Annotated in this window: 13 protein-coding genes; all 13 read left to right on the forward strand. The window is 56.9% G+C overall.

The genetic code is table 11. From position 1 onward, the window contains the following. Positions 1-5: 5 nt before the first annotated feature. The gene (gene rnpA / locus ASD95_RS00530; RefSeq protein ID WP_056727027.1) at positions 6-407 is read left to right on the forward strand and encodes a ribonuclease P protein component; all 402 of its coding nucleotides are present in this window, start codon (positions 6-8) and stop codon (positions 405-407) included. Further along, positions 400-645: a membrane protein insertion efficiency factor YidD gene (yidD, locus tag ASD95_RS28175; protein WP_010207715.1), complete on the forward strand. Its 246-nt coding sequence runs from the start codon at positions 400-402 to the stop codon at positions 643-645. The genes rnpA and yidD overlap by 8 nt, the downstream gene beginning before the upstream one ends. 2 nt (positions 646-647) lie before the next feature. Then, complete coding sequence (yidC, locus tag ASD95_RS00535) at positions 648-2327, forward strand: membrane protein insertase YidC (RefSeq protein ID WP_056726771.1); 1680 nt, start codon at positions 648-650, stop codon at positions 2325-2327. A gap of 79 nt (positions 2328-2406) precedes the next feature. Next, positions 2407-3777, forward strand: a complete 1371-nt coding sequence (mnmE, locus tag ASD95_RS00540) for a tRNA uridine-5-carboxymethylaminomethyl(34) synthesis GTPase MnmE (protein WP_056726772.1) — start codon at positions 2407-2409, stop codon at positions 3775-3777. A gap of 550 nt (positions 3778-4327) precedes the next feature. After that, positions 4328-6226: a tRNA uridine-5-carboxymethylaminomethyl(34) synthesis enzyme MnmG gene (gene mnmG / locus ASD95_RS00545; RefSeq protein WP_056726773.1), complete on the forward strand. Its 1899-nt coding sequence runs from the start codon at positions 4328-4330 to the stop codon at positions 6224-6226. Then, positions 6223-6867, forward strand: coding sequence for a 16S rRNA (guanine(527)-N(7))-methyltransferase RsmG (gene rsmG / locus ASD95_RS00550; RefSeq protein WP_007969895.1), 645 nt, complete (start codon positions 6223-6225; stop codon positions 6865-6867). Before mnmG ends, rsmG begins: the two co-directional genes overlap by 4 nt. Positions 6868-6885: 18 nt before the next feature. After that, the gene (locus tag ASD95_RS00555) at positions 6886-7683 is read left to right on the forward strand and encodes a ParA family protein (RefSeq protein WP_056726774.1); all 798 of its coding nucleotides are present in this window, start codon (positions 6886-6888) and stop codon (positions 7681-7683) included. A gap of 9 nt (positions 7684-7692) precedes the next feature. After that, complete coding sequence (locus ASD95_RS00560) at positions 7693-8565, forward strand: ParB/RepB/Spo0J family partition protein (RefSeq protein ID WP_056726775.1); 873 nt, start codon at positions 7693-7695, stop codon at positions 8563-8565. Positions 8566-8713: 148 nt separating this feature from the next. Beyond that, positions 8714-9121 carry a F0F1 ATP synthase subunit I gene (locus tag ASD95_RS00565; RefSeq protein ID WP_008045685.1) on the forward strand — a complete coding sequence of 136 codons (408 nt, stop codon included), beginning with the start codon at positions 8714-8716 and terminating at the stop codon, positions 9119-9121. Positions 9122-9137: 16 nt separating this feature from the next. Beyond that, positions 9138-10007 carry a F0F1 ATP synthase subunit A gene (gene atpB / locus ASD95_RS00570; RefSeq protein WP_056726776.1) on the forward strand — a complete coding sequence of 290 codons (870 nt, stop codon included), beginning with the start codon at positions 9138-9140 and terminating at the stop codon, positions 10005-10007. A 133-nt stretch (positions 10008-10140) separates the two neighbouring features. Further along, on the forward strand, positions 10141-10398 hold the full coding sequence (gene atpE, locus ASD95_RS00575) for a F0F1 ATP synthase subunit C (protein ID WP_003097235.1): 258 nt from the start codon (positions 10141-10143) through the stop codon (positions 10396-10398). A gap of 58 nt (positions 10399-10456) precedes the next feature. Continuing rightward, positions 10457-10927, forward strand: coding sequence for a F0F1 ATP synthase subunit B (locus tag ASD95_RS00580; RefSeq protein WP_008045681.1), 471 nt, complete (start codon positions 10457-10459; stop codon positions 10925-10927). Between the two features lie 12 nt (positions 10928-10939). After that, entirely contained in the window at positions 10940-11476 is a 537-nt protein-coding gene (locus ASD95_RS00585; RefSeq protein ID WP_008045680.1) for a F0F1 ATP synthase subunit delta, read from the forward strand. Positions 11477-11488 lie beyond the last annotated feature (12 nt).

An 11488-nucleotide genomic window follows, 5' to 3' on the forward strand; every position in this document is an offset into this window, starting at 1 on the left:
TGGAGGTGAGTCAGGACTTCAGTCGGGAAAAGCGTCTGCTTACCCCCCGGCAATTCAAGGCAGTCTTTGACTCCCCTACCGGCAAGGTTCCGGGGAAAAATCTCCTGCTCCTTGCGCGCAACAACGATCTTGATCACCCCCGTCTCGGGTTGGTTATCGGGAAAAAGAGCGTAAAGCTCTCCGTCGAGCGCAATCGCCTCAAACGTCTGATGCGCGAATCGTTTCGCCTGAACCAGGATTCACTGGTCGGCTGGGACATTGTTATCGTCGCGCGCAAAGGTTTGGGCGACGTAGAAAACCCCGAATTGATTCAGCATTTCGGCAAACTCTGGAAGCGTCTGGCTCGCAGTTCGCCGGTACCAGCAGTCAAAACCGAAACTGTAGGGGTAGACAGTCCAGATGCGTAAACTGGCACTCGTTCCGATCCAGTTTTACCGCTATGCCATTAGTCCTCTGATGGCCAGTCACTGTCGTTTCTACCCCAGTTGTTCCTGCTACGCGTTAGAAGCCATCGAAAATCATGGCCTTCTTCGCGGTGGCTGGCTGACCTTTCGTCGTTTAGGTCGCTGTCATCCGTGGAATCCCGGTGGTTATGACCCGGTTCCACCTATCCCTACCTCCCGTTCTTCTTCGATGGCCGAGTAATCATGGATATCAAACGCACGATCCTGATCGTCGCCCTGGCAATCGTGTCCTACGTTATGGTTCTTAAATGGAACCAGGACTATGGTCAGGCTGCCTTGCCGACTCAGAATGTTGCCTCCAGTACGACTGCACCGGGCCTGCCGGAAACGGCAACTGGCTCCAACGCTTCCGCCAGTGACGACATTCCACGTGCTGCAAGCGACACCAGCGCACCTGCCGAAACTCCGGTAGCTGTGAGCAAGGACCTCATCCAGATCAAAACGGATGTACTGGACCTGGCTATCGACCCACAAGGCGGCGATGTTGCCCAGTTGACCCTGCCGCTGTATCCGCGTCGTCAGGATCACCCGGAAATTCCGTTCCAGCTGTTCGATAACGGCGGCGAACGTACTTATCTGGCGCAAAGCGGTCTGATCGGCACCAACGGTCCGGATGCAAATCCGGCCGGTCGTCCGGTTTATTCCTCGGAGAAGAAGGTTTATCAACTGGCTGACGGTCAGGACCAAATGGTCGTAGACCTGAAGTTCAGTAAGGACGGCGTCAACTACATCAAGCGTTTCACCGTGAAACGTGGCTTGTATGACGTAACCGTTTCCTACCTGATCGACAACCAGAGCGCCCAGCCCTGGACCGGTGCGATGTTTGCCCAGTTGAAGCGCGACGCCAGCGCCGATCCTTCGTCGACCACGGCTACCGGCACCGCGACCTACCTGGGCGCCGCCCTGTGGACAAGTTCCGAGCCGTACAAGAAAGTGTCCATGAAGGACATGGACAAGGCGCCGCTCAAAGAAACCGTCACTGGCGGTTGGGTTGCCTGGTTGCAGCACTACTTCGTGACCGCATGGATTCCGGCCAAGGGCGAAAACAATGTCGTCCAGACCCGTAAAGACAGCAAAGGCAACTACATCATCGGCTATACCGGCCCATCGATGAGTGTTGCACCGGGTGCCAAGGCCGAGACCAGCGCTGTTCTGTACGCCGGTCCGAAAAGCCAGGCCGTGCTCAAAGAGTTGTCCCCAGGTCTGGAACTGACGGTCGACTACGGCATTCTGTGGTTCATCGCCCAACCGATCTTCTGGTTGTTGCAACACATCCACGCCATTGTGGGTAACTGGGGCTGGTCGATCATCTTCCTGACCATGCTGATCAAAGGGATCTTCTTCCCGCTGTCGGCTGCCAGCTACAAATCCATGGCGCGCATGCGTGCAGTGGCGCCGAAACTGGCTGCACTGAAAGAGCAACATGGCGATGATCGGCAGAAAATGTCGCAAGCCATGATGGAGCTGTACAAGAAAGAGAAGATCAATCCGCTGGGTGGTTGCTTGCCAATCCTCGTGCAGATGCCGGTTTTCCTCTCGCTGTACTGGGTTCTGCTGGAAAGCGTCGAGATGCGTCAGGCTCCGTTCATGCTGTGGATTACTGACCTGTCGATCAAGGATCCGTTCTTCATTCTGCCGATCATCATGGGTGCAACCATGTTCATCCAGCAGCAGCTGAACCCGACTCCTCCGGATCCGATGCAGGCCAAGGTGATGAAGCTGATGCCGATCATCTTCACCTTCTTCTTCCTGTGGTTCCCGGCCGGTCTGGTGCTGTACTGGGTAGTGAACAACTGCCTGTCGATCGCCCAACAGTGGTACATCACACGTAAGATCGAAGCAGCCGCTAAAGCAGCTGCCTGATTTACACTGTGGATAACCACTCAAAACGCCCCCTAGTGGGGCGTTTTGCTATCTGTCACTTTTGTCTGGATACCGGTTTATGAGCGTTCCTCGCGAAACCATCGCAGCCGTCGCCACCGCTCAAGGTCGAGGCGGTGTAGGCATCGTGCGTATTTCCGGGCCGTTGGCCAGCGTTGCGGCCAAGGCCTTCAGCGGTCGCGAGCTCAAGCCGCGATTTGCTCACTACGGTCCGTTTTTCAGTGAAAACGACGAGGTGCTGGACCAGGGCATTGCCTTGTATTTCCCCGGCCCGAACTCGTTCACAGGCGAAGATGTGCTGGAGCTGCAAGGCCATGGTGGTCCGATCGTTCTGGATATGCTGCTCAAGCGTTGCCTGGAACTGGGTTGCCGTCTCGCCCGGCCGGGAGAATTCAGTGAGCGCGCCTTCCTCAACGACAAACTGGACCTCGCCCAGGCCGAGGCCATTGCCGACCTGATTGAAGCCAGTTCTGCCCAGGCTGCGCGAAACGCGTTGCGCTCACTGCAGGGTGCTTTCTCGTCGCGTGTGCATAACCTCACCGAGCAATTGATCGGCCTGCGCATCTATGTCGAAGCGGCCATCGATTTTCCGGAAGAGGAAATCGACTTCCTTGCCGATGGCCACGTCCTGAGCATGCTCGACAAGGTTCGCGACGAGTTATCCACCGTCATCCGCGAAGCCGGGCAGGGCGCCTTGCTGCGTGACGGCATGACAGTGGTCATTGCCGGCCGTCCGAATGCCGGTAAATCCAGTCTGCTCAATACCCTGGCTGGGCGTGAAGCGGCGATCGTGACCGAAATTGCCGGCACCACCCGTGACGTGCTCCGTGAACATATCCACATCGATGGCATGCCGCTGCACGTGGTGGATACCGCCGGCCTGCGCGATACCGATGATCATGTGGAAAAAATCGGCGTCGAGCGTGCCTTGAAAGCCATCGGCGAAGCGGATCGGGTACTGCTGGTGGTCGATGCCACGGCCCCGGAAGCCCTCGATCCTTTCGCACTCTGGCCGGAGTTTCTCGAAACCCGTCCCGATCCCGCGAAAGTCACCCTGATCCGCAACAAGGCCGACCTTACGGGCGAAGCCATTGCCCTGGAGGTCAGCGCGGACGGCCATGTCACCATCAGCCTGAGCGCCAAGTCTGGTGGTGTCGGGCTGGACCTGCTGCGCGAACACCTCAAGGCCTGCATGGGCTATGAACAAACGTCCGAAAGCAGCTTCAGCGCTCGCCGGCGACACCTTGAGGCGCTACGTCATGCCAGTGCAGCCCTCGAGCATGGCCGCGCTCAATTGACCCTGGCCGGCGCTGGCGAGTTACTGGCCGAGGATTTGCGCCAGGCTCAGCAGTCGCTGGGTGAAATCACTGGTGCTTTCAGCTCCGATGATCTGCTGGGGCGAATTTTCTCCAGCTTCTGTATCGGTAAGTAGCCCACCTGTTACTCACAGACAGGCCATTCGTGCCTGTCTGTTCTCTCCATTTCTGAAAAAAACCTCCAGTGCCGAGCGGACTTTGTCTGCTTTAGCGCAATTCCTGTACCCGAATTTCGAGCAAACGGCACTTTTCTGTGGATTAAGCCCTGTGAATAACCGTGGCTAAGGTCAGTTGATAACAGGGCCTGAAAACTGAACATAACCACCTCTGTGGATAACCACCTCTTTCATCCACAGGCTTACACCGGTTATCCAAGGGCCTCATTGGCACATGAACACAGGGTTTTGAATCTCTGTACACATTGAAAATAAAGGCCTGTATCAATCTATCCACAGAAATGAGGGTGCATAGAAATAAACATAAAAACAAAGATTTAATAAATTTCTTTCTTTTTAATTTCTATAACTCCGACTTTTCCACAGCTGGTTAAATTTTGTGCAAAGGGTTCTTTAGGAAGGGCGAAGTCCCTATACTTGTCGACCAGGTCCAAAAACCTGAGCTCAAACTATTCCTGAATTACCTACTTAAGCAGGCACGAGGTGCGTGGTGGATTTCCCTTCCCGTTTTGAAGTGATCGTCATCGGCGGCGGTCATGCCGGTACCGAGGCAGCACTGGCCTCAGCACGTATGGGGGTTAAAACCCTGTTGCTGACGCATAACGTGGAAACCCTCGGTGCCATGAGTTGCAACCCTGCCATTGGCGGGATCGGCAAAAGCCACCTGGTCAAGGAAATCGACGCCCTCGGCGGTGCGATGGCCATGGCTACCGATAAAGGCGGTATCCAGTTTCGCGTGTTGAACAGCCGCAAAGGCCCGGCCGTGCGAGCAACCCGCGCGCAGGCAGACCGGGTTCTGTACAAGGCAGCTGTCCGCGAAATCCTGGAGAACCAGCCGAACCTGTGGATATTTCAACAAGCCGCTGACGACCTGATCGTCGAGCAGGAACAAGTCCGTGGTGTTGTCACGCAAATGGGTCTGCGTTTCCTCGCCGATTCCGTGGTGTTGACCACCGGCACGTTCCTCGGTGGACTTATCCACATCGGTTTGCAGAATTTTTCCGGCGGTCGCGCCGGTGATCCGCCATCGATCGCGCTGGCTCACCGTCTGCGTGAACTGCCATTGCGTGTGGGTCGTTTGAAAACCGGTACTCCGCCGCGTATCGACGGCCGGTCTGTGGATTTCTCGGTGATGTCCGAGCAACCGGGTGATACGCCGATCCCGGTGATGTCGTTCATGGGGTCCAAAGAACAGCATCCGAAGCAAGTCAGCTGCTGGATTACCCACACCAATGCCCGCACCCACGAAATCATTGCCGCGAACCTCGACCGTTCGCCGATGTATTCCGCTGCCGGCGAGATCGAAGGGATCGGCCCGCGTTATTGCCCGTCGATCGAAGACAAGATCCATCGCTTTGCCGACAAGGAAAGCCATCAGGTGTTTATCGAACCGGAAGGTTTGACCACTCATGAGCTGTATCCGAACGGGATATCCACAAGCTTGCCGTTCGACGTGCAATTGCAGATCGTGCAATCGATCCGCGGCATGGAAAACGCGCACATCGTGCGTCCGGGCTACGCGATCGAGTACGACTACTTCGATCCACGTGACTTGAAGTACAGCCTGGAAACCAAAGTCATCGGCGGTCTGTTCTTTGCCGGGCAAATCAACGGCACCACCGGTTACGAAGAAGCCGGTGCCCAGGGTTTGCTGGCCGGGACCAACGCTGCGCTGCGTGCGCAAGGCAAAGAGGCCTGGTGCCCGCGTCGCGACGAGGCCTATATCGGCGTGTTAGTCGACGACCTGATTACCCTTGGTACCCAAGAGCCGTACCGGATGTTCACGTCCCGCGCCGAATATCGCTTGATCCTGCGCGAAGACAACGCCGACCTGCGCCTGACCGAAAAAGGCCGCGAACTGGGTCTGGTGGATGACTTGCGCTGGGCAGCTTTCTGCAAAAAACGCGAAAGCATCGAACTGGAAGAGCAGCGCCTGAAAAGCACCTGGGTACGCCCCGGCACCGAACAGGGCGATGCCATTGCCGAAAAATTCGGCACGCCACTGACTCACGAATACAACCTGCTCAATCTCTTGAGTCGTCCGGAAATCGACTACGCTGGTCTGATCGCCGTGACCGGTGGCGGCGCAGAAGATCCACAGGTTGCCGAGCAGGTCGAAATCAAGACCAAGTACGCCGGCTACATCGATCGTCAACAGGACGAAATCGCCCGCTTGCGCGCCAGCGAAGACACCAAACTGCCTGTGGATATCGATTACACGAATATTTCCGGTCTCTCCAAGGAGATCCAGAGCAAGCTCGGCGCGACCCGTCCAGAAACCCTGGGCCAGGCCTCGCGTATCCCGGGCGTTACGCCGGCAGCCATTTCGCTGTTGATGATTCATTTGAAAAAACGCGGCGCGGGCCGTCAGTTGGAGCAAAGCGCTTGAGTTCGTTGGTCACTTCGCAACACGCAGAAGAGTTATCCACAGGTGCTCGCCAACTCGGTGTCACGCTGACAGAAACCCAGCACGCACAGTTGCTGGGTTACCTGGCCCTGTTGATCAAGTGGAACAAGGCTTACAACCTCACCGCCGTGCGTGATCCGGACGAAATGGTTTCCCGTCATTTGCTCGATAGCCTGAGCGTGATGTCGTTCATCGAAAACGGTCGCTGGCTCGACGTCGGCAGTGGCGGCGGCATGCCTGGCATTCCGCTGGCGATCCTGTTTCCCGAGTCCCAGGTGACCTGCCTGGACAGCAACGGCAAGAAAACCCGCTTCCTGACCCAGGTCAAACTCGAACTCAAACTGGATAACCTGCAAGTTATCCACAGTCGCGTCGAAGCATTCCAGCCTGCCCAACCGTTCAACGGGATCATTTCCCGGGCGTTCAGCAGCATGGAGAACTTCAGCAACTGGACTCGCCACCTCGGCGATAGCGAAACACGCTGGCTGGCAATGAAGGGCGTTCATCCGGCCGATGAGCTGGTAGCATTGCCGGCAGACTTCCACCTCGATAGCGAACACGCCCTGGCCGTACCTGGTTGCCAAGGCCAACGCCATCTGCTGATACTGCGCCGCACGGCATGATTGGGAACACAAGCAAGAATGGCTAAGGTATTCGCGATTGCGAACCAAAAGGGTGGCGTGGGCAAAACCACCACCTGCATCAACCTCGCAGCATCCCTGGTCGCGACCAAGCGCCGGGTGCTGTTGATCGATCTTGATCCACAGGGCAACGCCACCATGGGTAGCGGTGTGGATAAACATGGCCTGGAAAACTCGGTCTACGACCTGCTGATCGGAGAATGTGACCTGGCCCAGGCCATGCACTTCTCCGAGCATGGTGGTTACCAGCTGTTGCCGGCCAACCGCGACCTCACCGCGGCCGAAGTGGTTCTGCTGGAAATGCAGATGAAGGAAAGCCGTCTGCGCAGCGCGCTGGCGCCGATCCGGGAAAACTACGATTACATTCTGATCGACTGCCCGCCATCGCTGTCGATGCTGACCTTGAACGCACTGGTTGCCGCCGACGGGGTCATTATCCCCATGCAGTGCGAGTACTTCGCACTTGAAGGCTTGAGCGATCTTGTGGATAACATCAAGCGTATCTCTGAACTGCTGAACCCGAACCTCAAGGTCGAAGGCCTGCTGCGTACGATGTACGACCCGCGCCTGAGCCTGATGAACGATGTCTCGGCGCAGCTCAAGGAACACTTCGGCGAGCAGCTCTACGACACCGTCATTCCGCGCAACATCCGTCTGGCTGAAGCGCCAAGCTACGGCATGCCGGCGCTGGCGTACGACAAAACATCGCGAGGCGCCGTTGCCTACCTGGCATTGGCGGGCGAAATGGTTCGTCGTCAACGCAAAAACTCACGCATCGCCGCTGCTCAGGCAACTTAAGGAATCCCCATGGCCGTCAAGAAACGAGGTCTCGGACGTGGACTGGATGCTCTGTTGAGTGGTCCGACTGTCAGCTCGCTGGAAGAACAAGCGGCGCAAGCCGATCTGCGTGAGCTGCAGCACCTTCCCCTTGATCTGCTCCAGCGCGGCAAGTACCAGCCGCGTCGTGACATGGATCCGCAGGCGCTCGAAGAGCTGGCGCAGTCGATCAAGGCCCAGGGCGTCATGCAGCCTATCGTGGTTCGCCCGATCGGCGGCGGCCGCTTCGAGATCATCGCCGGCGAACGTCGCTGGCGCGCCAGCCAGCAGGCCGGGCAGGAAACGATCCCGGCGATGGTTCGCGATGTACCCGATGAAACCGCGATCGCCATCGCGCTGATCGAGAACATCCAGCGCGAAGACCTGAATCCGATTGAAGAAGCGGTGGCCCTGCAGCGTTTGCAGCAGGAGTTCCAGCTGACCCAGCAACAGGTGGCCGAGGCCGTGGGCAAGTCGCGGGTGACCGTGGCCAACCTGTTGCGCCTGATTTCCCTGCCGGAAGTCATCAAGACCATGTTGTCCCACGGCGACCTGGAAATGGGTCATGCCCGTGCTTTGCTCGGTTTACCGGAAATTCAACAGGTTGAAGGGGCGCGACATGTTGTCGCACGCGGGCTGACCGTGCGCCAGACAGAGGCACTGGTTCGCCAGTGGTTGAGTGGTAAACCGGAGCCTGTGGAAGCGGCAAAACCGGACCCGGATATTGCTCGTCTCGAACAGCGCCTGGCCGAGCGCCTAGGCTCTGCGGTGCAGATCCGCCACGGTAAGAAGGGTAAAGGGCAGTTGGTGATTGGCTACAACTCACTGGATGAGCTTCAAGGCGTACTTGCACATATCCGCTGAAACATTTCCTCATGTAGCGCGCAGTCGGAAATCACTACCTGACAGTTGAATAGGGGCAGAACCGCCCCTATACTCTGCGCGCATTTTGTCGGCACAAATTATGCCAAGTTATTGAATTTCGGCAGCCGACCATTGGAGAGTAAAAGTGATGGAAACCCGCACGCCAAACCGCCTGCCCTTCCATCGCCTGGCAGTTTTTCCGGTGTTAATGGCTCAATTTGTCGTATTGCTGATTGCCGCTTTGGCGCTTTGGTACCGATATGGAGTCGTTGCCGGGTACTCGGGACTCTGCGGAGGCCTGATAGCCTTGCTACCCAATGTTTATTTCGCTCACAGGGCATTTCGGTTTTCCGGCGCTCGAGCGGCCCAGTCCATCGTCCGGTCTTTTTATGCCGGCGAGGCAGGCAAACTGATTTTGACGGCAGTGCTGTTTGCACTGGTGTTTGCAGGTGTGAAGCCACTGGCGCCGATTGCAGTATTCGGTGCCTTCGTGCTGACTCAGTCAGTCAGCTGGTTCGCTCCCCTGCTGATGAGAACAAGACTTTCGAGACCTTAGGGCGTTTGAGGCAACCATGGCAGAAACAACCGCTTCGGGCTATATCCAGCACCACTTGCAGAACCTGACCTTCGGTCAGCTCCCAAACGGCGGCTGGGGCTTTGCCCACACCGCAGCAGAAGCCAAGGAAATGGGCTTCTGGGCTTTCCACGTCGATACTCTCGGCTGGTCGGTCGCATTGGGTCTGATCTTCGTTCTTCTTTTCCGCATGGCGGCAAAGAAAGCGACTTCCGGTCAGCCAGGTGCTTTGCAGAACTTCGTTGAAGTATTGGTCGAATTCGTCGATGGCAGCGTGAAAGACAGCTTCCATGGCCGTAGCCCGGTGATTGCACCGCTGGCACTGACCATCTTCGTCTGGGTGTTCCTGATGAACGCCGTCGACCTGGTACCGGTCGACTGGATTCCTCAGCTGGCCATCCTGATCTCCGGTGATGCGCACATCCCGTTCCGCGCCGTGTCGACCACCGACCCGAACGCGACCCTGGGCATGGCTATCTCGGTCTTCGCACTGATCATTTTCTACAGCATCAAGGTCAAGGGCATCGGCGGCTTCATCGGCGAACTGACCCTGCACCCGTTCGGCAGCAAGAACATTTTCGTTCAGGCCCTGCTGATCCCGGTGAACTTCCTGCTGGAATTCGTGACCCTGATCGCCAAGCCGATCTCCCTGGCTCTGCGTCTGTTCGGCAACATGTACGCCGGTGAGCTGGTCTTCATTCTGATTGCTGTGATGTTCGGCAGCGGTCTGCTCTGGCTTAGTGGCCTGGGCGTTGTTCTGCAGTGGGCGTGGGCTGTGTTCCACATCCTGATCATCACCCTGCAGGCGTTCATCTTCATGATGTTGACCATCGTTTACCTGTCGATGGCACACGAAGAAAACCATTAAGACCAGTCTCGACTAGTCTGATGTCCTTCCCGGTAAAACGGGAAGGTGCTCCTTACGGGGCATCTGAAACGATTTGTTTTACCGCTTTAATCTAAAAAACCTAAACCATACGACGTAAAAGTCGGGAGGAAAGATGGAAACTGTAGTTGGTCTAACCGCTATCGCTGTTGCACTGTTGATCGGCCTGGGCGCACTGGGTACCGCAATTGGTTTCGGCCTGCTGGGCGGCAAGTTCCTGGAAGGCGCAGCGCGTCAGCCAGAAATGGTTCCAATGCTGCAAGTTAAAATGTTCATCGTTGCCGGTCTGCTCGACGCCGTAACCATGATCGGTGTTGGTATCGCTCTGTTCTTCACCTTTGCGAACCCGTTCGTTGGTCAAATCGCTGGCTAATTACTCGGATCTTCCGGGTAATTTGGTGTGATGGACAACGTAACTGCGAGGTGTTGGCGTGAACATTAATGCGACCCTGATTGGCCAGTCCGTTGCGTTCCTGATTTTTGTACTGTTCTGCATGAAGTTCGTATGGCCTCCGGTCATTGCGGCTCTGCACGAACGTCAAAAGAAGATCGCTGATGGTCTGGACGCTGCCAGCCGTGCAGCTCGCGACCTGGAGTTGGCCCAAGAGAAAGCGGGTCACCAACTGCGCGAAGCGAAAGCTCAGGCAGCTGAAATCATCGAGCAAGCCAAGAAACGCGGTAACCAGATTGTCGAAGAGGCTGTTGAAAAAGCCCGTGTCGACGCTGACCGTGTGAAGGTTCAGGCTCAAGCCGAGATCGAACAGGAACTGAACAGTGTCAAAGACGCGCTGCGTGCCCAAGTGGGCTTGCTGGCAGTCGGCGGCGCCGAGAAGATCCTGGGTGCCACAATCGATCAAAACGCGCACGCAGAGCTGGTTAACCAACTGGCTGCTGAAATCTAAGCGAGGGCGATCATGGCAGAACTGACCACGTTGGCCCGACCTTACGCTAAGGCGGCCTTCGAGCACGCTCAGGCCCACCAGCAACTGGCCAATTGGTCAGCCATGCTCGGCCTGGCTGCAGCGGTGTCGGAAGACGACACCATGCAGCGCGTGCTCAAGGCCCCGCGACTGACGAGCGCAGAAAAGGCCGCCACGTTCATTGACGTGTGCGGCGACAAGTTTGATGCCAAGGCACAGAACTTCATCCACGTCGTTGCCGAAAACGACCGTCTCCCGCTGTTGCCGGAGATTGCCGCTCTATTCGACCTGTACAAGGCCGAGCAAGAGAAGTCGGTAGACGTTGAAGTGACCAGTGCTTTCGCATTGAACCAAGAACAGCAAGACAAACTCGCCAAGGTTCTCAGTGCACGACTCAACCGGGAAGTGCGCCTGCAAGTTGCGGAGGACGCTGCCCTTATTGGTGGTGTCGTCATCCGCGCCGGCGACCTGGTTATCGATGGCTCGATTCGCGGCAAAATCGCGAAACTTGCCGAAGCATTGAAATCTTGAGTTTGAAGGGGC

Origin of the sequence: Pseudomonas sp. Root71 (assembly GCF_001429045.1) — a bacterium.
GTDB lineage: Bacteria > Pseudomonadota > Gammaproteobacteria > Pseudomonadales > Pseudomonadaceae > Aquipseudomonas > Aquipseudomonas monachiensis.

Excerpts from the sequence above, each read along its gene's own strand:
- ASD95_RS00555 (WP_056726774.1), top strand. The coding sequence starts at position 6,886 with ATGGCTAAGGTATTCGCGATTGCGAACCAAAAGGGTGGCGTGGGCAAA.
- ASD95_RS00585 (WP_008045680.1), top strand. The coding sequence starts at position 10,940 with ATGGCAGAACTGACCACGTTGGCCCGACCTTACGCTAAGGCGGCCTTC.
- ASD95_RS00565 (WP_008045685.1), top strand. The coding sequence starts at position 8,714 with ATGGAAACCCGCACGCCAAACCGCCTGCCCTTCCATCGCCTGGCAGTT.
- atpB (WP_056726776.1), top strand. The coding sequence starts at position 9,138 with ATGGCAGAAACAACCGCTTCGGGCTATATCCAGCACCACTTGCAGAAC.
- atpE (WP_003097235.1), top strand. The coding sequence starts at position 10,141 with ATGGAAACTGTAGTTGGTCTAACCGCTATCGCTGTTGCACTGTTGATC.
- yidD (WP_010207715.1), top strand. The coding sequence starts at position 400 with ATGCGTAAACTGGCACTCGTTCCGATCCAGTTTTACCGCTATGCCATT.
- yidC (WP_056726771.1), top strand. The coding sequence starts at position 648 with ATGGATATCAAACGCACGATCCTGATCGTCGCCCTGGCAATCGTGTCC.
- ASD95_RS00560 (WP_056726775.1), top strand. The coding sequence starts at position 7,693 with ATGGCCGTCAAGAAACGAGGTCTCGGACGTGGACTGGATGCTCTGTTG.
- mnmE (WP_056726772.1), top strand. The coding sequence starts at position 2,407 with ATGAGCGTTCCTCGCGAAACCATCGCAGCCGTCGCCACCGCTCAAGGT.